The organism is Streptomyces sp. NPDC056479 (assembly GCF_042795335.1).
Classification (GTDB): Bacteria; Actinomycetota; Actinomycetes; order Streptomycetales; family Streptomycetaceae; genus Streptomyces.
Map to the genome: position 1 here is coordinate 173,305 of NZ_JBHTRZ010000008.1, position 17,130 is coordinate 190,434.

A 17,130-nucleotide genomic window follows, 5' to 3' on the forward strand; every position below is an offset into this window, starting at 1 on the left:
ACCGTCTCACCGAAAACTTTTTTTGTCCAGACGGTTCGAGTTTTCGGTGCGTCGAAGGAGGCGGGTCACTCGGGGACGAGCCCGAGGGCGTACTCGTACCGGCTGACCGTGCTGCCCTTCAGCCCAGGCCAGTTCTGCACGCGGTCCCACGCCTCGTTCGCCGAACCGACACCGTCGCCCGGGGCCGCGAGAGCGTCGGCGTGGGCCTGGGCGCTCTCCCACTCGGCGTAGTTGAGGACGCGGGTGCCGTCCACGCCGAGGTGGAAGTGGGCCGAGATGCCGCCGGGGTGCGGGTTCGGTTCCGCGGCCAGCGCTTCGAGCACGGCGTCCACCCACGCGCGCTGACGGGCGGGGTCGGGGCCCTCGAACTCGATCGCGACGATCACGACGCAACCGGGGACACGGGTGTCGTCCGGCCGGCGGAGGCTGCGGTAGTGCCGGTACCGGCCGAGTCCCACCCGCTCGATGTCCGGTACGGCGGTGTCGATCTCGTCGACGCGCTCCTGCCGGTGCGTCCGCACGAAGGCCTCGTAGGCCTGCTCGCTCCGCCACTGCGAGTGATGGAGGAGGGTGGAGCCGTCCTGGCCGGTGTAGACGTAGTAGCCGAGCAGGCCGTCGGAGGGCCAGGCGCGGCGCTCCCAGGTGACGCCGATCGCCTCGACGGTCTGCTTCTGCCGGAGGGGGGTGCCCACGCGCCAGGTACTGAAGAAGGGGGCGCCGACCTCGGGGCGGGCGAGGTCGGGGTGGGTGTCGGTGCGACGGGACACGGGGGCTCCAAGGCTCGGTGGTCGATGCGTGCACGGACCACCCTTCGACCTCAAGTGAACTTGAGGTCAAGTGAGGCTCTAGGGCCTGGGGTGCAGGACGGCATGGCGGCGGCGCGGGGCCGATGCCGGGTTACGTGCCATCGGTCCCGCGCCGCTTCGCCGCTCTCGCGGCATGCCGCCTGCCGTGCCGGCTTCTCAGCGATGCCCCTCGTGCCTCCGCCGCACCATCCCGGCCGCGATCAGCGCACCCACCGCCGCACCGACCACCAGCACCGGACGCGGATGCCGCAACCCGGCCTGGACGACGGTACGGACCGGGCGGGGGACGCCGTGCTCCACCGAGTGGCCCGCGTGCGTCGCCTTGTCGTGGACGGTGTGACCGGCCTGGGTCGCCCGGTCCTGCACCACGTGTCCCGCGCGCGTCGCCCGGTCCTGTACGACGTGGCCGGCCTGGGCGGCGCTGCTGCGCAGTTGCACGGTCATCGCGCCCGCCTTGTCCCTGAGGTCGGCGGCGCGGGCCATGGCCCGGCCCTTCACATCGGCCTTGTTCATCAACTCGGCCACGGTGTCGCCGAGTTCGCCACGTGTCCGCTCGATCTGGTCACGCAGCTCGGTCGGCCCCTTGGCCCCACCGGTCGCCTTCGCGGCAGCGCCGCGTATGTCCCCCGCTGCCCTGTCCGTCATCGATGCACCCTTCCTTTGATCTCGTCGACATCCGTCCTGACGCTGCCGAGAGCCTCCTCGGGCGTGGGAGGTGCGGCCCGGCGCAGCTGGGCGCGGCCGGTCGCCGCCAGCAGACCCGCGACCGCGAACAGCACCCCTGTCACGATGAGCGCCGAGGCCCACAGGGACAGCGTCAGCGAGAGCGCGGCGGTGGCGGTCGCGGCCAGGAACAGCACCCCGGCGTAGGCGACGGCACCCGCCGCGCCCAGCAGAGAGCCGCCACGGCCGGCCCGCCGGCCCTTCTCCGCCAGCTCCTCCTTGGCGAGGGCGACTTCCTGTCGTACGAGTCGGGAGAGCTGTTCGCCGGCCTGCGCTACGAGTTCGCCCACCGAGTGGTGCTCGTCGTGCACCGGCTCGTGGGCCGTGGTCCCGGTCACGGTGTTCCGCCTCCTCTCGGTTCGGAACACCCCGGGTACCCGGACGGGCCCGCGCTACCCCTTCCCCGCGCCGCCCGGTCCCCGCTCGCCCAGCCGGGCCAGCTGGGCCTGGAACCAGTCGAGGCGGGCCTGCAACAGCGCCGCCTCCGCGGTGAGTTCGAGCACGCCGAGCTCCTCGGTGGCGCCGAGACCGGCCACCGCCACGGAAGCCCCCTTCCCGGCGGCGACCCTCAGCCCCTCCCCCGCGAGCCGGGCGAACCCCGCCGGCGAGACGGAGGTACGGCCGCGCAGACAGCCCGCGCAGGACGGGGCGAGGGCAAGCCGGCCGGGGCGGCCCCAGCCGGCGTCGGCCAGGGCGGCGGCGACGGTGCCGCAGGCGCACGGGCCGACCGTGGCGGTGCGCACGCGCTGACGGGCGTAGCGGAAGCCGCGCTCGAAGCGGAGGTAACGGCCCAGCACGGTGACTTCGAGCAGTACGGCGGACCGGTGCTCGGCCGTGCACAGCAGCGCCTCGGCCGTGGTGCGGTCGTGCACGCAGTGGAAGCCGCAGTCGCAGCGACGGCTCGGCGCCCGGTGCCGCAGGCCGTACACGCAGGACGCGTCGGCCAGGACCCCGTACGGCAGCGCGCCGCCCAGCGACACACCGGTGAACCCGGCCCAGGTGCCGTCCTGGGACAGCATCGGGTGGGCGATCTTGTATCCGGTCGGCGGCTCCGTCGGACGTTCCTCGGGAAGCCGCAGCCTCATCGGGCGGCCGGGACCTCTTCGGACGCGGACGCCTCGGTGTCCCGGAGTTCCTCGTCCCGGAGTCCCTCGGGGAGTTCGACCTCCAGATCGCGGTCCAGCGGCCGCTCTTCCGCCACTCCGGTGGCAAGTGCCTTGCCGAGCTTCATGACGCCTCCCATGACCAGGGGTCGTTGACCGTCCCGGCCATGGTGACCCATGACGCCCAAGTTTGGACATAGGGCCTATGACACTCCCCGACACCTCGATCTCGCAGCACCCCTTAGCAATACATCGTAGAAAAATTAAGTGGAGCTACGCGATCGTCCTGCCGACACTACTGTCATGACGACTGCCAGCGCCTCCGCCCCTCCCTTCGGCCGCGCCCTGTGCGCCATGATCACGCCCTTCACCGAGACGGGAGCGCTCGATCTCGCCGGCGCGCAGCGGCTCGCCGACCGGCTGGTGGACGAGGGCTGTGACGGTCTGGTGCTCTCCGGGACCACGGGCGAGTCGCCGACCACGACGGACGCCGAGAAGGCGGACCTGATCAGGGCGGTACGGGAGGCGGTGGGCGACCGTCCCTCGATCGTCGCGGGCGTGGGCACCTCAGACACCCGGCACACCGTCGAGCTGGCCCTGGCGGCCGAGAAGGCGGGCGCCGACGGCCTGTTGGTGGTCACGCCCTACTACAGCAAGCCCCCGCAGGACGCCGTCGAGGCGCACTTCCGCGAGGTGGCCGACGCGGCCGGACTGCCCCTCGCGCTGTACGACATCCCGGGCCGCACCGGCACCCGCATCGAGCCGGAGACGGTGATCCGGCTCGCCGAGCACCCCCGGATCGTCGCGGTGAAGGACTGCTCCTACGACTTCCTCGGCACCCAGAAGGTGCTCTCCCGCACGGAGTTGGCGTACTACGCGGGCTGCGACGAGCACAACCTGGCCCTGTACGCGGTGGGCGGCGCCGGATACGTGAGCACGGTGTCCAACGTGATCCCCCGTCACCTCCGCTCGGTGCTGGACGCGTTCGACGCGGGAGACACGGCGGGCGCGGCCCGGCGCCAGCAACTCGCCACTCCCCTCATCGAGTTGATGATGTCGGCGGGCCTGCCCGGCGCGGTCACCGCGAAGGCCGTGCTCAACGAACTCGGCCTGCCCGCGGGCCCGGTCCGCGCACCGCTGCGGCCCGCCGACCGCGCGACGGTCGACGGGCTGCTGGCGGCGTACGGAGCGCTCACCGACGGCTGATCACCGGCGGGCGAACACGGGCTCCCACCCCAGCCGCTCGCCGTTCGTATCCGGCTCGCGCACCCCGCTCAGTGGTACGACCTTGTCGCTGCCGATGGTGACCAGCACGAGCCGGGGCCGGTATGTCTCCTCCAGGCCGGTGACCCGCTCCCAGGCGATGAGCCGGGTGTCGTCGGCCCAGGCGAGCAGTTCGGCTCCGCGCACCTTGGTGATCTCCTTGCCCGTACGCGGATCACGGATCGCGGAGTAGGACCTGCCGGGAGACCCGTCGACCTCCTTGGTCAGGCCGGTGGCGGCGAGCCTGCCGCTCGGCGACAGCCGCGCCTGGACGTCCGACCGCAGGTACTTCTCGTTCGCGGGTTCGTCGGCCGGGTGACCCTGTAGGTCGTAGAACTGCTGCATACCGTCCGAACCGCCGATGACCCGCGAGTACACCCGCTCGCCGTCCCGGCTGAACGAGAAGTCCTGGCGTCCGTCGATATTGCGCCCGGCTTCGACCGCGCTCCAGGAACCCGCGCCGGAGGCCACGTCGAGGTCGTAGAAGCCGGAGCGGCTCGAATCACCGAACTTCGACATCCACTCCCAGTCCTCCTGGCCGTCGTTGAGGGCCACCTTCTCCCTGATGCGCAGATCGGGATGCTCGTCGTACGTCGTCGCGACGAGCCTGCTCCCGTCGTACGAGTACGCCAGCCCGCCGACCCCCCGCTCGACCGGGATCCACCGCTCGACCTCCCCCGTCGCGAGGTCGAGCAGGCCGATCCGCCGGGCGGGCAGGTTCCGCTCCAGTACGGCGGCGGTCCGCAGGCCCGGGGCGACGGCGGCGAAGGACCACCGGGTGTCCTTCTCGTACCGTCCGGTCTCCGGGTCCAACAGCCAGTAGGTGCGCTCGGCGACCCCCTGGTCCTTCGTCCGCTGGACGAGCTCGGTGGTGTAGTGGGCGGCGAGCGCCACGTCTCCGGCCGCGATCAGGTCACGCGGCGGGGACTGGTCCGGGTGGGCGCTGGTGCCTTGGCCGTCCAGCAGATGTGCCGGGCGCGCGTCTTCCTTGCCGTCGTTCAGCAGCGGCACCGTGACGCCGATGGCGACGACGGCCGCGGTGGCCGCCGCGGCGGCGGCGATCCGCCGGGTGCGATGCCGCTTGCGGACCGTGAGCACCCGGTCGGCGAACGCCGGGCCCGCCGACGGCTGTTCGGCGGCCAGGTCCCGCAGGGAGTCACGCACAAGTTCCTCGACGTTCACGGACGCACCTCCACGGGTGAGAAGTCACCGGCCGGCCGTGGTTCGGCGGCGGCCGGGTCCAGAGCGGTCAGCTCCGGCGCCAGCGCGCGCAGCCGGGCCAGGGAACGGTGGGTGGTGGACCGTACGGTGCCGACGGAGCAGCCGAGGATCCGGGCCACATCGGCCTCGGGCAGGTCCTCGAAGTAGCGCAGCACGAGTACGGTGCGCTGCCGAGCGGTCAGCCGGGCCAGCGCGCCACGCATCAGCAGCCGCAGCTCGGCGGTTGCGGAGGTGTCCGGTCCGGCACCGGTCCCCTCCGGTGGCTCGGCGACGCTCAGCTCCCGCCGTCGCCACTTCAGCCGCCAGCGGCTGATCTGCTGCCGGTACAGGATCTGACGTACGTACGCCTCCGGCTCGTCGATGCGGTGCCAGCGGTCGGCCGCCTTGATCAGGGCGTTCTGCAACAGGTCCTCGGCTGCGTGCCGGTCGCCGCCGGTCAGCAGCACGGCGGTCTTCAGCAGCGCGGACGACCGGTTCTCCACGAACTCCCGAAAGCTGTCCTGCGCTTCGGCATCCATCGTCACCTTCTCCGTCCCCCGGGCGGGCCGACTGCCCGCCTCTTCTACTCCTCGTGACGCGTGCGGCCTACCGCCGCTATGCCGGCCGGCGCAAGAAACCCGCCGCAAACAGTCCGAGGCGGCGACCGCATCCCCCTGCGCTCGCCGCCCCTTCCCTGCGGTCGCTCAGCCCCACTTGTACCCGTCGCCGAAGAGCAGGAAGTGCTCCAGCACATCCTCCATCGGATCATCCACCTGTCCGACGTTGACCAGCCCGATACGCGGCCCGTTGTGCGAGCCCGTATTGGTCTCGTCGGCGTACGCGTTCCCGGCCGGCAACCAGCACACCGCCCCCACTCCCAGCGCACCGACCGCCAGGCGCAGTACGACCCGGCCCCGCTGGTTCATCTTCCCTCGACCCGTCATCGGCCCTCGGTCCTCATCTCGTCGGTTCGGCGTGTGATCGGAAACTGCGTCCACCCGTTCATCTGCCTGGACCGTGCCGAGGTCACGGCGGGTAACCCGTACGTGGGCAACACTTCGTCGTCGAGGCCGCGCAGGCTCACAGCTGGGGAGGTACGTCGCCGCCGAGGAGCGTGATCAGCTGGGCCAGGCGTGCGTCGAGTTCGCGGCCGACCTCGGCGATCTGCGGGTTGCCGTAGCTGTCGAAGAGCAAGCTGGGCTGGTCGACGGCGAGTTTGGTGTCGCCGTCGGGGTCGGCGTAGATCAGGGAGGGCAGTGGTGCGTGCAGCACGGCCGCAGCGTCCTCGCGGAACGCGCGTTCGGCGATGGTGTGGTTGCCCATGAGGTACTGGGTGGCCTTCCACAGGGACTGCGAGCCGGCCATGAGGGCGCAGACGTCGTCGCGGTGGTAACGCATGAACCCGTGGGGGCCGTTGATCTCGGCGAGTTCGAGCGTGGCCTTCCAGGATCCCAATTGGTAGAAGCGCTGGAGATCGGCCTCGGGAACGAGGGTCTCAAAGTGCTCGCACGCCGCGTCGTAGGGACGCGGGAGCGTCACGACAAGCCTCCGGGCGGGGTGGTCGATGAAGGCGCTGTCTGTCGTCATGGCCGTACCTGTTCGTCGTCGGAGCGGACGAGCTCAACACCGTGGACGTCGACCGTGATGGAGGGGAAGTTGAGGTTGACGCTGTTGTCGGGGTTGCGGCGGAACATCCGTCGTCGCGTCGGCATGACCAGCCCGTCGAAATTCCGGTGGTGGCCGGTGTAGTGGCCGACGAGGAAGCTGTTGTTGATCTCGGCGACGTAGTCCATGCGACGTTGCATTCCGAAGGCGTCGTAGTAGAAGACCGCGTTCGGGCTGTGTGTGGCGATGTCGGGCGGGAAGCGCACCTGCAGACGCCGCCATGTCTGCCCTGCCTCGTGCCACGGTTCGATCTCGCGGGCCTTCACGCCCGGATAAGTGAAGAGGAACGGACTGGTGAAGTAGTTCCAGCAGGCGTAGCCCAGGAAGTAGCCGAGGTGCGGGGCGTCCCAGTCGGTGTTCCGCAGCATTCCCTTGAAGGAGGCGCGGGCCGGTGCGAGGGTCTCGACCGGTTCGCCGTCCAGAGTCTGCAGGGCGACGCTGTCGGTGGCAGCGTCGAAGGTCATCTGCCACTCCGGGCGGGTGAACGGCGTGAACACGATGTGTTCTCGGGCCGTGTCGATCGTGAGCACCTGGTCGAAGCTCGCCCCCGGTGGCCAGCCCTTCAGCCCCCATACCGGACCGTCGATGGAGACATCGGCCTTCAGGCCACTCACGGTGTCCCAGAGTTCTTTGCCGCCGGCGGCGGCGATGGCCAGATCGAGGAGTTCAGTACTCATGGCCTGGGCACTTTCCCTAGCAAATGCGTACTTAAGCCAGTGTCCCGCTATGCAGAGGGCATGCAACTCGACGAGCGCCGATACGCCTCACCCTCCGATGCCGAACGGCAACCCCTTGTTATCGCCACTGAGTGAGCGACGTATTGCATTGACCAGCCTCACTTGTGCAACGACAGACTCTTGGCGGGCTGCTTCGAACTCCTCCGGACTGAGTGGATTACGTGGGGGCAACCAAGCTCGCTCGTATCAAGGTTGCACTCCATTCGCCCCAGTCGTAGTCCCAACCCCGCTCATCGCCATGTGCGCGCCTGAGTTCCATCGTGAACTTGGCGTAGTGGCTGAACAGCTCCTGGTAGGAGGCAAGTTGCTGATCACGTATCCACTGCTGGTCCTGAGCGCGGCGTGTGACCGCGCCGCCGACCAACACCCCGGCGGTGGCGAGGAGAGCACCAGCGACCGTGGTCACCAAACCTTCCAGCATCATGCCCCCATGCATTCGATGTGCTGATCTTCGGGCAGACGATGCTACTGATCCACTCGGTACGGCCGCTGAATCTCGTGCCGCTCCAGCGCGATGGAGTATCGCCTCCTGGGTGCAGGCCATGTGATGAGTTTTCGCGCCCTCGCCCGTCACACCTACGACGGGACCCAACGAGACGGAAGGATGACGTGATGAGTGCGGACACACGGCTGGAGGAGCTGGGCGTGAGCGGGCTGGGCGAGGTCGACGAGCCGGAGTTCTCGGGGCTGGCGGAGCGGCACCGGCGGGAGCTGCACGTGCACTGCTATCGGATGCTCGGGTCGTTCGAGGACGCCGAGGACACCGTGCAGGAGACGTTCCTCCGTGCCTGGCGGCGCCGGGAGACCTTCGAGGGGCGGTCGACGTTCCGGGCCTGGCTGTACCGGATCGCCACCAACGCCTGCCTGGACCTGCTCGCCAAACGCCGCCCGGAGCCCGCGACCGGCGGAGAGGTGCTGTGGCTTCAGCCCTACCCGGACCGGCTGCTCGACGAGCTGCCCGCAGGCGACGCGGACGAGCCGGAGACCGTCGCCGTCGCACGGGAGACGATCGAGCTGGCGTACCTGGTCGCGGTCCAGCACCTCGCGCCGCGCCCGCGGGCCGTGCTGATCCTGCGGGACGTGCTCGGCTGGCCGGCGAAGGACGTCGCGGAGCTCCTCGGGGACTCCGTCAACTCCGTGAACAGCGCACTGCAGCGAGCCCGCGCCGGTATGCGGGAGCACCTGCCCGCCGAGCGACAGGACTGGACCGGCGGCGAGGAGGACACCGGGACGCGCGAGCTGGTACGCCGCTTCACCGACGCCAGCGTGGCCACGGACATCCCAGCGCTCGCCTCGATGCTGCGGGACGACGTCCGCTCCTCGATGCCGCCCACGCCGGGCCTGTACGTCGGCCGCGACACGGTGGTGAATTACTGGGTCGAGAGCGGCTTCGAGGGCATGAAGGGCCTGCGCGCCGTCCTCACCTCCGTGAACCGGCAGCCCGCCCTCGCCTTCTACCACTGGCGGAAGCAGGAGGGCGCGTACCTGCCGCTGACGATCGACGTCCTGCGCATCACCGGCGGCGCGATCACCGAGATCATCACGTTCCACGACGACCAGTTCCCCCGGCTCCAGCTGCCGGAGCGCCTGCCGGCGGACGGCACGGAGTAGTCCCGGTGGGGACGCTCGCGCTCCGCCGTGGCGCGCGTGTCGCGGTGGTCGCGGCGGAATGGCGCGACGCGTTCGGCGTCGTCACCCGTGGGCGGGTGCAGCTGGAGCTGCGCGACGGCGAGCCCGGGCCGGTCCTCGAACGCGGCGCCGGGTTCTGGCTCCACGGCACCGGCGTCCGCGCCCTGCGCAACCCCGGCCGTCGCACGGCGAGGGTGCGCATCGTCACCCCCAGGGCTGTTGGAGGAACGCCATGAGCAGCATGAATGACACCGAGGTCGTCGCAGGCCCTGCATCGGGCCGGACCAGCCAAACCCACCGATTCCGCGGGCTCGCAGGCACCGGCTTCCTTGCCACGGTCGCGGCAATGGGGCTCACTACCCTCGCCGCTGCGCTTGCCCGGGCCGCCGGCGTCGACTTCGAGGTCCCCGATGGCGGCGAGACGATCCCCTTGTCCGGGTTCGCCGTGGTGACCGGCTTCTTCTCGGTCGTGGGCATCGTCATCGCCGTCGCTCTTCTCCGTTGGAGCGCTCGCCCCGCCAACCGGTTCGTGCGGACGGCAGTGTCGCTGACCGCGATCTCACTGGTCCCGCCCCTCCTGTCCGGGGCAGACACCGCCACCACCACCGCCCTCCTCGGGCTGCACCTCGTCCCTGCGACGGTGATGATCCCCACCCTGGCGCGGAGCCTGCGCACCCGGACCGATTGACGATCCCGCAACGAAGAAGCGCCCTCCCCGGCCGTCCTCGGACCGTGGAAGGGCGCTCAGCGATGACCAACGCCGGCAACTGCCGGCAGCTCAGTAGCAGTTCAGGGCATCGCTCGCGAGACGGCAGCCGCAAGTCACGACCGCCGTCGGTCAGTTGTGGCTGTTCTGATTGTGATGCAGGTCAGGGGGTCAGCTTGCCCCAGGGGCCGTATCGGGGCCGTCTTCGGTGCTCTCCGGGTTCCGGAAGACCCGGTCGACGGCGGCCCGGGTGCGGGCCTCGCTGTTCGGCATCAGGTGCGTGTACGTGCGGAGGGTGAAGCTCGGGTCGTGGTGACCGAGGTACTCGCTCAGGGCCTTGATGCTCTCCCCCGCGTCCAGGAGCACGGAGGCGTAGAAGTGGCGGAGGGCGTGCATACCGTTCTCGCGTCCGAGGGGTATGCCGGCGGAAGTGAGGGACGGGCGCCACACAGACCGGTTGAAGCGGAAGCGGTGCAGCCATTGGTCGCGGGCGTTGACGAACAACAGCGAGGCGGTGACCGGCGGGCCGTCCGGGGTCTTCCAGGGCAAGGTGACCTCTACCGGCTCGTGCTTGGTGATGTGCGCCGCCAAGGCAACCGAGACGCTCTCAGGGAGCGGCACGTGACGTTCCTTGCCGCCCTTGGGCGGACCGAAGACCGCCTGTACGCCTCGGATGAGCTTGACCTGACGGGCGACGTGGACCGTGCCGCCGAGGAAGTCCACGTCTTCGAGTGCGAGGCCGAAGATCTCGCCCTGACGGAGGCCGCAGCCCGCCCCCAGGGTCACCACCTCCTGATAGGCATCCGGCACCGCTTCATGCATGGCCATGACGCGGTCGACGGACCACGGCTTGACTTTGCGCCCGTCGAGGGACGGTGCTTTAACCGAACGAGCCCGGCACGGGTTCTCGGCGATGATCCGGTCTTCCACGGCAGCCGTGAACACGGCCGACACGTTGGCGAAGATGGACCGCCGGTAGGAGGCCGCGCGGCCGGTCTCCTCCAGCTGCCGCATCCACGTGCGCAGGTGCGAGGGCCTGAAGGACGCCATGGGCCGATCGCCGAGGTACGGAAGAGCGTGGACCCTCAGACGGATCTCGACGCTCTCACGCGTCACCGGGTCGATGGTGAGCGCCGCCATCCAGTCTTTGGCGTACTGGCCGAAGGTAACCGAGCCCGCGGCCGGGTCGATGTAGCGCCCCTGGGACATGTCCGCCTCGATGTTGGACAGCCAGGCTTCGGCCTTGCGCTTCTGCTTGTCCGGGAAGCTCTTGGACTTCTCGGAGCCGTCCGGCGCGATGTACCGGGCGCGGTAGCGGTGACCGACGCCGTAGCGGTCAGTCTTGACCCTGACGGTCTTGCCGTCCGGACCGGGAACGGTCTTGTACCAGCGATCCTGAATGTGCCCGGCCATCAGGCAGCAGCCCCTTCCATCTGGGACTTCACCCAGGCCCGCACCTGTTCGGGGTCATACCGGACGTACCGGCCTACCCGGAATCCCTGAGGGCCAATGTGCTTCCGCCGCCACTGATAGAGAGTTTGGACGCTGGGCAGTTCGAAGAGCTCGACCAGGTCCTCAGGCGTGAGGTAGCGGTCAGGCAGTCGGGTCGGCATGGTCACCACTCCCTCTCGTCCGGCAGCGCGGCGAGCGCTTGGCGGGCGGTTTCGCGGTTGAGCTGGAGGTCCCGGGCGATGGTGGCGGCGAGCGCTGATTCCCCGGGGGTGTGGCCGTGTCCGGCGTACTGCCAGTCGGCGAGGACCAGGACGGTTTCCGGCTCTGCGTGGTCCAGGCCGAGGGCTTCCCACTCCTGAGCGGCACGGAAGTCAGCGCGCACCTGGCGGAGGGCGCCGAGAGTGGTGGAGTAGCGGCGGGACTTCGAGGAGAAGTGCCCCCGGAAGCCGAGCATGTGAGCCCAGGCCCACAGACGGCGGTCCGGGTACAGCGAGTCGAGTTCCCGGCACGCAGTGATCAGGCGGCGAGCGTGGTCGGGGACGCCATGGCGGTCGAGTTCGGCGAGTTCGCCGATGCGTCGGTCAAGGGTGCCAGTGTTCTCGGCAGCTTTCGTGGCGTACTTGGCCACGTACGAGGCGACAGCCTGCTCGGTCAACTCGGAGCCGTCGCCGAAGGCTCGCACGGGCCGGACGTCGAGTTGCGTCCCCCACTTGAGGGCGCGGGCAGGTTGGTCGCCAACGGCGGGGACATTGACGGTCGTGTAGCGGTGCCGAGCAGAGGCTTGGATCGCATCCGTCAGCAGCTCCGTGCTGGCCCAGGACGGAGGCGCCGACTCAGAGCCATCGGGGCCGTCGATCCGGATCACGGCATGGAAGTGGACGGCGCCCCGCTTCTGGAACTCGGCGACCTTGCCGTACGACACCCGGCAGACCTCGGCGAGTTCGCGCTGTGTCAGCCCGGCACGGGCGGCGATCTCCCGGCGGAGCCGGTTGACGAAGCGGGACCACAGCTCCCCGGCGTGGTTGTTGAACAGCACAGCTCCCCCGTAGTCATACGTGTCCGAGTCGAGGGCGGTGCCGAGGGCGGGGTCTTCCGGCGCGTGGCGGGTGCCGCAGCGACAGACGCCACGGTCAGGCCGGTTGTGGACTGGGCCGAACGAGGGTGCCGTGAAGGTCGCGAAGACTCGCGGATGATCGCGGACGGTTGCCGGGATGTCCTTGTTCTCGTCTCCAGCGAGCCCAGCGCGGATGAGTCGGTAGGTGTCGCCCGCGTACGTCCAGGCGCAGGACGGGCAGCGGGAGGCCCGGCGGTTTCCGCAGGCGACGCGGAGCCGACCGCCGGGCTCGCCCTCGGTGGAGTAGTGGTGCAGGGTCTCGCCGGTCGTCTTGTCCTTCTGGAGGACCCAGCCGGTCAGGTGGATGGGGTCGGCACAGCCGCCGGTACGGCGGATCTGGTCTTGCCAGCGGTCGAAGCCCGGAGACCCGGCCACCCGGAGGAGGTCCCCCAGGGTGGTCGGGTCCAGGCCCGCGAAGGTCGCGGGGTTGGTCATGCGCGGCCCCCAGCGAACTGGGCAGCGCGGGCGGAAGCGATGCCCGTTCCGTGGCAGGCCGGGCAGTCGACGGTGAGCGTCTGCAGGTGACCGCGTGCGTCGCGCGGGCCGGAGGATACGGCGGCGGTGGCGAAGCCGTCGCAGTTCGGGCAGATCCGTACGGCTGTGGTGGCGGCCGAGGTGGAGCCGGTCATGATGGAGGTTCCTTCCGGTTTGCTGAACGGACAGGGACGGCGCCCGGGCGGCGGATGCTTGGCGGTGTCAGGCCGCCCGGGCGCCGGTCAGCGTCGCTTCGTCTCGGAGGCGAGGAGCGAGCGCAGGACGACGGCGCACACGGCAACCGAGACACCGGTGATGGCGACCGCCAGGAGCATCGAGACCAGGACCGCGCCGACGACCAGGACCACGGCGGTGCCGCCACCGACGAGCGCCAGGGCGGTGCCCGGGGTGAGCTGGACGACGGACCGGGAAGGCGCCGGAGCCGCCGGGGTGGGGGGCGGGGTCTGGGCCGCCGGTACGACGGCGGTCGGCTCGACGACGGCGGGCGGGGTCACGTGGCCGGTCGGGGTCGGCATGGTGGGAATCTTCGGGCGAAGCATGGGTTAACTCCCCTCTGTGGTGGGCTACTTGACGAAGCTGTTGACGGCGGGGGCAAGAACGCTGTCGGCGAGGAGGAAGCCGCCGAGCAGCAGAACGGCGATGAGCCAGGCGGGCGGACGGATCAGCTTGACCCCGAGGTAGCCGACGACGAGCAGGGCGAACCAGAGCGGAACTTCCATGGCGGTGGCCTCCTAGCGGATCTTGCAGCGGTGGGTACGGGCGGCGAGTTGGGCGGCGGACTGGCTGGTGTAATCGGCGGACCAGCCGCAGCCGTCGGACGTGCACACGGCCGCGTGCTTGGTCTGGCCGCGCCGGTCGCGGTGAGTGCCGATCTGCACCGGGCCGATCCGCATCACGGAGTGGAAGAAGTCGCGGGCAGTCATGAGTCGATCTCCCTTCGCGTTAGGCGAGTTGGGTGGCGATGGCGTCCGCCATGGGGGCAGGAACACCGAGCCGGGCGCGCAAGGTGTCGGCGTCGATGCGAGTCCCAGTGCGTGCTTCGTGGTCGGCAGCGACCTTGCGGGCGTGGTCGACCAGGGCGGCCGGGACGGACACGACTGGAGCGGGCGCCTCGGTCGTGTCGGCGGCGGGAAGAGCCGGAGTCTCGTCGACGGCTGAGACTGCGTCCGGCTCCGGCTCAGGAAGAGTTTCGGGTTCCGGGGCCGGGGCTGCGGGCGCCGGCGGAACCGGCACCCGGTCCCCGGCCGACTTGGGTGCGTGGGCAAGGAGCGTGCCGCCGAGGAAGGCGAGGGCGGGCCATCCGGCGACGCCGAGGCGGAGCAGGGCGGGCGGGTGTTCCAGGTCGAGGAATCCAGCAGTGGCGACGTTGGCGCCGAGCGAGGCCACCAGGGCGATCAGGAACCAGCACCAGGCCAGCCGGGACGGCCCGTCGCTGCGGAGCCGTCGCCACGCGGCGACCAAGAGCAGGTCGACGCTGACCGGGTAGGCCCAGGCCTTCCAGCCGTCCTGCCCAGCAGCGGCGGCGAGGTCGTGCAGGTGGGCGAAGGACAGAGCTCCTGCGATCACGGCCTGAACAAGGACGGCGTCCGGGCGGATCGAGCGAGTCATGTCGTCACCTCCTGCGCGACGGCGACCGGAGACGATTCGACGGCCGGGGCCGGGATCGTCATCGCGTCGCCGAAGTCGGGCCGGAAGGGAGCCAGGCCGGGCAAGTCCGGGGTCAGGTCGGCGTGCCGGTTGCAGATGTTCACGGCCTGCCGCAACGAGGTGTGCGGAGCGCGGATACGGGCCCAACCGCCGGTCGAATCGCCCGTGATGGCAATGCCAGGCATGTCGGTCGGGATCTGGATCGCAGCGAGGACGGCGTCCGGGGCGATGTCGCCGAAGGCCATGTTCGCGCTGGACTCATCGTTGACACGGTGCGCGGTCCGGCCGGTGAGCTGAGCGCGGAGCATGGTGATGCCCTTGCCGAGTTCGGAACCGAAGCGCTGCCCGCAGATCTCCAGATAGATCCCCGCAGCACGGCCGAGCTGGGCCAGCCGCGCGAGCGCGGTGATGATCCGGTCCCGGCGCTTCTCTTCCTCCTTGTTGGCGAACAGGGCGAGTTCGGCGACCTCGTCGACTAGGACCACGACCGGGATCGGCCGCAGGTGGGCGGGCAGGTCCCAGATGTCGGCGGCGATCTCCGCGTCCTGCACGTCGGCGGTGATCTGCTGCTCAGCACGGATGAGCTGGTAGACGCCCTCCATATGGGACACCAGCGCGTCGAGGAGCTCGGCAGCGGAGTCCGGGTTGTCAGCGAGCGCGGAGAACCGACGGGCCAGAGGGAACAGCTCAACACCCTGCTTGCAGTCGATGCCGACGAGGGCGACGCTCTGAGGGGCGAGCGAGGCCACGAGGTTCCGCTGATAGACGGACTTGCCGGACTCCGTGGCACCGAGGGTGAGTGCGTGCGGCACTGCCCGGTAGTCGCGGTAGTGCACACTGCCGTCCTGACGCAGGGCGACCGGGACGCGCATCGGACGGGTGTCGAGCTGGGCAGGCATCTGCACGCGCTTGAGCACGTCGTAGCCGGTCATCCGCACTTCGACGACTCCGGACCGTAGTTCGCGTGACGTCACGCCGTACATCGCGAACGAGTGCCGCAGCCGGTCGCACGAGGCCGCCACATCGAAGGCGTCCTGTCCGGGCCGAAGCTTAAGCCGGAGAACCAGGCCAGTACGGGTCGGCCGCAGACGCAGGATGCGCGGAGCGCGAGGCCCCGGAACCGGCCGGTTGGTCATCCGGGCCAGGGTCAGACGCCAGCGCGAGGGCGGGACAGTCAGGCCGCAGGCGTCCATCACGGACGGGTAGCGGACCAGGACACGCATCGCGGCCCAGGCGAGGCCGAAGGCCAGCCAGTACCAGGCGGGGCGCCGCCACCGCAGGAGACCCGCAGCGGCGACGACCAGCACCAGGGCGACGATCAGCCACGTCACGGCTCAGGCCGCCTTCGACTTCGACGCGCCAGCCTCAGCGAGCGAGGTGACGGCGACAGCGCGGAAGGCGATCCCGTGCCGCTTCTGCCCGTTGAACTCGTTCTCCCACGGCCGGGCGATGAGGCCCGTCAGGGCAACCGGCGTGCCCATCGTCAGGTCCTCGGAGATGCCGGTCTCCGGCACGGTGACGTTCAGGATCTCCACGTCGCCGTTGAGGGCGAACATCACGTTCACCGTCATCAGCTTCGCGCCGGTCTCGGTGTCGGTGGCGATCTCGCCGGTACGGCGGTCGCGAACCTTGGGCTCCGGGGTCTGGGCAACCATCACGGTGGCGGCGGAGGTCTCGACAGGAATCTGACGCATCGTCTGTTCTCCTGATCTGGAGGGACTTTGGAACCAGCGGGAATCACCGGTGAGATCAGGAGACCGCGAAGGGTGGTGGACACATCACGGCCCGTATGGACGTTTAGGGACGTCTGAGCTATCGTCAAAACGTCCCTGATACGTCCCACGAGAGGGCAGTCATGGCGAACGAGCGTCTGCGCGCCACGATTTCAGCGAAGGGCGAGACCATCCAGTCCGTGGCTCAACACGTCGGTGTCGACCCCAAGAGCGTGGAGCGCTGGATCACCACCGGCCGAACGCCGCACCGGGGACACCGCTGGAAGGCCGCAAGCTTCCTCGGAGTTGACGAGGTCTACCTGTGGCCCACCGTCGAGAAGCAGGCCGAATCGGCGAGCAGCTCGGAGCTGATCACGTACTACCCGCACCGGGGCGCGGTACCAGCCGCGCTGTGGTCATCGCTGATCGAGAAGGCGAAGGACCAGGTGGACATCCTCGTGTACGCGGGGCTGTTCCTCTTCGACAACCACCCCGACTTGCCGTACGAGTTGGCAGACAAGGCCAAGGCCGGTGCCCAAGTACGTGTCCTCCTCGGCGACCCGGACTCGGAGATGGTCCGCCAACGCGGCGAGGAGGAAGGCATCGGTGACGATCTGGCCGCACGCGCCCGGATAACGCGGCGCTACCTCCAACCGGCGATGACGACGCCGGGCGTCGAGGTCAGGCTGCACGACACGATCCTGTACAACTCGATCTATCGCTTCGACGACGACGTGTTGGTGAACCCGCATGTGCTCGGAGCACCGGCCGGGCAGAACCCTGTGCTGCATTTCCGGTACATCCCCGGAGCCCGCACCTTCCGGCACTACATGCGGAGCTTCGACTACACCTGGGAGCGCGGCCGCCCCGCGTAGGAG

At 69.8% G+C, this 17,130-nt stretch carries 26 protein-coding genes; 5 read left to right on the forward strand and 21 right to left on the reverse strand.

All coding sequences use genetic code 11. From position 1 onward, the window contains the following. Window positions 1-65: 65 nt before the first annotated feature. The 5 genes from ACFQ6S_RS29740 to ACFQ6S_RS29760 form a co-directional block, all read right to left on the reverse strand. A complete protein-coding gene (locus ACFQ6S_RS29740; protein ID WP_383416315.1) occupies window positions 66-767 on the reverse strand; it encodes an antibiotic biosynthesis monooxygenase in 702 nt (233 codons plus the stop codon). A 195-nt stretch (window positions 768-962) separates the two neighbouring features. Beyond that, entirely contained in the window at window positions 963-1,451 is a 489-nt protein-coding gene (locus ACFQ6S_RS29745) for a DUF3618 domain-containing protein (protein ID WP_383416318.1), read from the reverse strand. Then, a complete protein-coding gene (locus ACFQ6S_RS29750; RefSeq protein ID WP_383416320.1) occupies window positions 1,448-1,867 on the reverse strand; it encodes a phage holin family protein in 420 nt (139 codons plus the stop codon). The genes ACFQ6S_RS29745 and ACFQ6S_RS29750 overlap by 4 nt, the downstream gene beginning before the upstream one ends. Window positions 1,868-1,921: 54 nt before the next feature. Further along, entirely contained in the window at window positions 1,922-2,614 is a 693-nt protein-coding gene (locus ACFQ6S_RS29755; RefSeq protein ID WP_383416323.1) for a hypothetical protein, read from the reverse strand. After that, on the reverse strand, window positions 2,611-2,760 hold the full coding sequence (locus tag ACFQ6S_RS29760) for a hypothetical protein (protein WP_383416326.1): 150 nt from the start codon (window positions 2,758-2,760) through the stop codon (window positions 2,611-2,613). The genes ACFQ6S_RS29755 and ACFQ6S_RS29760 overlap by 4 nt, the downstream gene beginning before the upstream one ends. Window positions 2,761-2,935: 175 nt before the next feature. On the opposite strand from ACFQ6S_RS29760, the gene dapA reads away from it, so the two are divergent. Next, window positions 2,936-3,838 carry a 4-hydroxy-tetrahydrodipicolinate synthase gene (gene dapA, locus ACFQ6S_RS29765; protein ID WP_383416329.1) on the forward strand — a complete coding sequence of 301 codons (903 nt, stop codon included), beginning with the start codon at window positions 2,936-2,938 and terminating at the stop codon, window positions 3,836-3,838. Here dapA and ACFQ6S_RS29770 read toward each other — a convergent pair whose 3' ends face one another. The 6 genes from ACFQ6S_RS29770 to ACFQ6S_RS29795 form a co-directional block, all read right to left on the reverse strand. Further along, window positions 3,839-5,077: a WD40 repeat domain-containing protein gene (locus ACFQ6S_RS29770; RefSeq protein WP_383416332.1), complete on the reverse strand. Its 1,239-nt coding sequence runs from the start codon at window positions 5,075-5,077 to the stop codon at window positions 3,839-3,841. After that, window positions 5,074-5,634: a SigE family RNA polymerase sigma factor gene (locus ACFQ6S_RS29775; protein ID WP_383416335.1), complete on the reverse strand. Its 561-nt coding sequence runs from the start codon at window positions 5,632-5,634 to the stop codon at window positions 5,074-5,076. Before ACFQ6S_RS29775 ends, ACFQ6S_RS29770 begins: the two co-directional genes overlap by 4 nt. 165 nt (window positions 5,635-5,799) lie before the next feature. Then, window positions 5,800-6,039, reverse strand: a complete 240-nt coding sequence (locus ACFQ6S_RS29780) for a hypothetical protein (RefSeq protein WP_383416338.1) — start codon at window positions 6,037-6,039, stop codon at window positions 5,800-5,802. Between the two features lie 136 nt (window positions 6,040-6,175). Then, window positions 6,176-6,682 carry a hypothetical protein gene (locus ACFQ6S_RS29785; RefSeq protein WP_383416340.1) on the reverse strand — a complete coding sequence of 169 codons (507 nt, stop codon included), beginning with the start codon at window positions 6,680-6,682 and terminating at the stop codon, window positions 6,176-6,178. Continuing rightward, window positions 6,679-7,437 carry a hypothetical protein gene (locus tag ACFQ6S_RS29790; protein WP_383416343.1) on the reverse strand — a complete coding sequence of 253 codons (759 nt, stop codon included), beginning with the start codon at window positions 7,435-7,437 and terminating at the stop codon, window positions 6,679-6,681. Before ACFQ6S_RS29790 ends, ACFQ6S_RS29785 begins: the two co-directional genes overlap by 4 nt. 217 nt (window positions 7,438-7,654) lie before the next feature. Beyond that, complete coding sequence (locus ACFQ6S_RS29795) at window positions 7,655-7,921, reverse strand: hypothetical protein (RefSeq protein WP_383416346.1); 267 nt, start codon at window positions 7,919-7,921, stop codon at window positions 7,655-7,657. Between the two features lie 188 nt (window positions 7,922-8,109). On the opposite strand from ACFQ6S_RS29795, the gene ACFQ6S_RS29800 reads away from it, so the two are divergent. From ACFQ6S_RS29800 to ACFQ6S_RS29810, 3 genes are read left to right on the forward strand one after another with little or no spacing between them, the layout of a single operon-like run. Beyond that, complete coding sequence (locus tag ACFQ6S_RS29800) at window positions 8,110-9,108, forward strand: RNA polymerase subunit sigma-70 (RefSeq protein ID WP_383416348.1); 999 nt, start codon at window positions 8,110-8,112, stop codon at window positions 9,106-9,108. Between the two features lie 5 nt (window positions 9,109-9,113). Next, window positions 9,114-9,362: a hypothetical protein gene (locus tag ACFQ6S_RS29805; RefSeq protein WP_383416351.1), complete on the forward strand. Its 249-nt coding sequence runs from the start codon at window positions 9,114-9,116 to the stop codon at window positions 9,360-9,362. A gap of 5 nt (window positions 9,363-9,367) precedes the next feature. After that, window positions 9,368-9,814: a DUF6069 family protein gene (locus tag ACFQ6S_RS29810; RefSeq protein WP_383416354.1), complete on the forward strand. Its 447-nt coding sequence runs from the start codon at window positions 9,368-9,370 to the stop codon at window positions 9,812-9,814. A 189-nt stretch (window positions 9,815-10,003) separates the two neighbouring features. Here ACFQ6S_RS29810 and ACFQ6S_RS29815 read toward each other — a convergent pair whose 3' ends face one another. The 10 genes from ACFQ6S_RS29815 to ACFQ6S_RS29860 form a co-directional block, all read right to left on the reverse strand. Then, entirely contained in the window at window positions 10,004-11,245 is a 1,242-nt protein-coding gene (locus ACFQ6S_RS29815; protein WP_383416356.1) for a tyrosine-type recombinase/integrase, read from the reverse strand. After that, complete coding sequence (locus ACFQ6S_RS29820) at window positions 11,245-11,445, reverse strand: helix-turn-helix transcriptional regulator (protein ID WP_383242596.1); 201 nt, start codon at window positions 11,443-11,445, stop codon at window positions 11,245-11,247. The genes ACFQ6S_RS29815 and ACFQ6S_RS29820 overlap by 1 nt, the downstream gene beginning before the upstream one ends. Window positions 11,446-11,447: 2 nt before the next feature. Beyond that, complete coding sequence (gene repSA / locus ACFQ6S_RS29825) at window positions 11,448-12,833, reverse strand: replication initiator protein RepSA (RefSeq protein WP_383416359.1); 1,386 nt, start codon at window positions 12,831-12,833, stop codon at window positions 11,448-11,450. Further along, window positions 12,830-13,027 carry a hypothetical protein gene (locus ACFQ6S_RS29830; RefSeq protein ID WP_383416362.1) on the reverse strand — a complete coding sequence of 66 codons (198 nt, stop codon included), beginning with the start codon at window positions 13,025-13,027 and terminating at the stop codon, window positions 12,830-12,832. The genes repSA and ACFQ6S_RS29830 overlap by 4 nt, the downstream gene beginning before the upstream one ends. 87 nt (window positions 13,028-13,114) lie before the next feature. Beyond that, window positions 13,115-13,432, reverse strand: coding sequence for a SpdD-like protein (locus ACFQ6S_RS29835; RefSeq protein WP_383416365.1), 318 nt, complete (start codon window positions 13,430-13,432; stop codon window positions 13,115-13,117). A gap of 24 nt (window positions 13,433-13,456) precedes the next feature. Beyond that, on the reverse strand, window positions 13,457-13,612 hold the full coding sequence (locus ACFQ6S_RS29840) for a hypothetical protein (RefSeq protein WP_383416368.1): 156 nt from the start codon (window positions 13,610-13,612) through the stop codon (window positions 13,457-13,459). Window positions 13,613-13,624: 12 nt separating this feature from the next. Then, a complete protein-coding gene (locus ACFQ6S_RS29845) occupies window positions 13,625-13,816 on the reverse strand; it encodes a mobile element transfer protein (protein WP_383242611.1) in 192 nt (63 codons plus the stop codon). A 19-nt stretch (window positions 13,817-13,835) separates the two neighbouring features. Next, window positions 13,836-14,501 (reverse strand): DUF2637 domain-containing protein, encoded by a 666-nt coding sequence (locus ACFQ6S_RS29850; RefSeq protein WP_383416371.1) that lies wholly within the window; start codon window positions 14,499-14,501, stop codon window positions 13,836-13,838. After that, window positions 14,498-15,871: an FtsK/SpoIIIE domain-containing protein gene (locus ACFQ6S_RS29855; RefSeq protein ID WP_383416374.1), complete on the reverse strand. Its 1,374-nt coding sequence runs from the start codon at window positions 15,869-15,871 to the stop codon at window positions 14,498-14,500. Before ACFQ6S_RS29855 ends, ACFQ6S_RS29850 begins: the two co-directional genes overlap by 4 nt. A 3-nt stretch (window positions 15,872-15,874) precedes the next feature. Then, window positions 15,875-16,234 carry a hypothetical protein gene (locus ACFQ6S_RS29860; RefSeq protein ID WP_383416376.1) on the reverse strand — a complete coding sequence of 120 codons (360 nt, stop codon included), beginning with the start codon at window positions 16,232-16,234 and terminating at the stop codon, window positions 15,875-15,877. Between the two features lie 161 nt (window positions 16,235-16,395). Here ACFQ6S_RS29860 and ACFQ6S_RS29865 point away from each other — a divergent pair, with 161 nt between their 5' ends. After that, window positions 16,396-17,127, forward strand: a complete 732-nt coding sequence (locus ACFQ6S_RS29865) for an XRE family transcriptional regulator (protein WP_383416378.1) — start codon at window positions 16,396-16,398, stop codon at window positions 17,125-17,127. The last annotated feature ends 3 nt before the right edge of the window (window positions 17,128-17,130 follow it).

What these genes read in the sequence shown, in the direction of transcription:
- ACFQ6S_RS29745 (WP_383416318.1), bottom strand. Translation starts at nt 1,451, where the DNA reads ATGACGGACAGGGCAGCGGGGGACATACGCGGCGCTGCCGCGAAGGCG.
- ACFQ6S_RS29755 (WP_383416323.1), bottom strand. Translation starts at nt 2,614, where the DNA reads ATGAGGCTGCGGCTTCCCGAGGAACGTCCGACGGAGCCGCCGACCGGA.
- ACFQ6S_RS29760 (WP_383416326.1), bottom strand. Translation starts at nt 2,760, where the DNA reads ATGAAGCTCGGCAAGGCACTTGCCACCGGAGTGGCGGAAGAGCGGCCG.
- dapA (WP_383416329.1), top strand. Translation starts at nt 2,936, where the DNA reads ATGACGACTGCCAGCGCCTCCGCCCCTCCCTTCGGCCGCGCCCTGTGC.
- ACFQ6S_RS29775 (WP_383416335.1), bottom strand. Translation starts at nt 5,634, where the DNA reads ATGGATGCCGAAGCGCAGGACAGCTTTCGGGAGTTCGTGGAGAACCGG.
- ACFQ6S_RS29780 (WP_383416338.1), bottom strand. Translation starts at nt 6,039, where the DNA reads ATGACGGGTCGAGGGAAGATGAACCAGCGGGGCCGGGTCGTACTGCGC.
- ACFQ6S_RS29785 (WP_383416340.1), bottom strand. Translation starts at nt 6,682, where the DNA reads ATGACGACAGACAGCGCCTTCATCGACCACCCCGCCCGGAGGCTTGTC.
- ACFQ6S_RS29790 (WP_383416343.1), bottom strand. Translation starts at nt 7,437, where the DNA reads ATGAGTACTGAACTCCTCGATCTGGCCATCGCCGCCGCCGGCGGCAAA.
- ACFQ6S_RS29795 (WP_383416346.1), bottom strand. Translation starts at nt 7,921, where the DNA reads ATGATGCTGGAAGGTTTGGTGACCACGGTCGCTGGTGCTCTCCTCGCC.
- ACFQ6S_RS29800 (WP_383416348.1), top strand. Translation starts at nt 8,110, where the DNA reads ATGAGTGCGGACACACGGCTGGAGGAGCTGGGCGTGAGCGGGCTGGGC.
- ACFQ6S_RS29810 (WP_383416354.1), top strand. Translation starts at nt 9,368, where the DNA reads ATGAATGACACCGAGGTCGTCGCAGGCCCTGCATCGGGCCGGACCAGC.
- ACFQ6S_RS29815 (WP_383416356.1), bottom strand. Translation starts at nt 11,245, where the DNA reads ATGGCCGGGCACATTCAGGATCGCTGGTACAAGACCGTTCCCGGTCCG.
- ACFQ6S_RS29820 (WP_383242596.1), bottom strand. Translation starts at nt 11,445, where the DNA reads ATGCCGACCCGACTGCCTGACCGCTACCTCACGCCTGAGGACCTGGTC.
- repSA (WP_383416359.1), bottom strand. Translation starts at nt 12,833, where the DNA reads ATGACCAACCCCGCGACCTTCGCGGGCCTGGACCCGACCACCCTGGGG.
- ACFQ6S_RS29830 (WP_383416362.1), bottom strand. Translation starts at nt 13,027, where the DNA reads ATGACCGGCTCCACCTCGGCCGCCACCACAGCCGTACGGATCTGCCCG.
- ACFQ6S_RS29835 (WP_383416365.1), bottom strand. Translation starts at nt 13,432, where the DNA reads ATGCTTCGCCCGAAGATTCCCACCATGCCGACCCCGACCGGCCACGTG.
- ACFQ6S_RS29840 (WP_383416368.1), bottom strand. Translation starts at nt 13,612, where the DNA reads ATGGAAGTTCCGCTCTGGTTCGCCCTGCTCGTCGTCGGCTACCTCGGG.
- ACFQ6S_RS29845 (WP_383242611.1), bottom strand. Translation starts at nt 13,816, where the DNA reads ATGACTGCCCGCGACTTCTTCCACTCCGTGATGCGGATCGGCCCGGTG.
- ACFQ6S_RS29850 (WP_383416371.1), bottom strand. Translation starts at nt 14,501, where the DNA reads ATGACTCGCTCGATCCGCCCGGACGCCGTCCTTGTTCAGGCCGTGATC.
- ACFQ6S_RS29860 (WP_383416376.1), bottom strand. Translation starts at nt 16,234, where the DNA reads ATGCGTCAGATTCCTGTCGAGACCTCCGCCGCCACCGTGATGGTTGCC.
- ACFQ6S_RS29865 (WP_383416378.1), top strand. Translation starts at nt 16,396, where the DNA reads ATGGCGAACGAGCGTCTGCGCGCCACGATTTCAGCGAAGGGCGAGACC.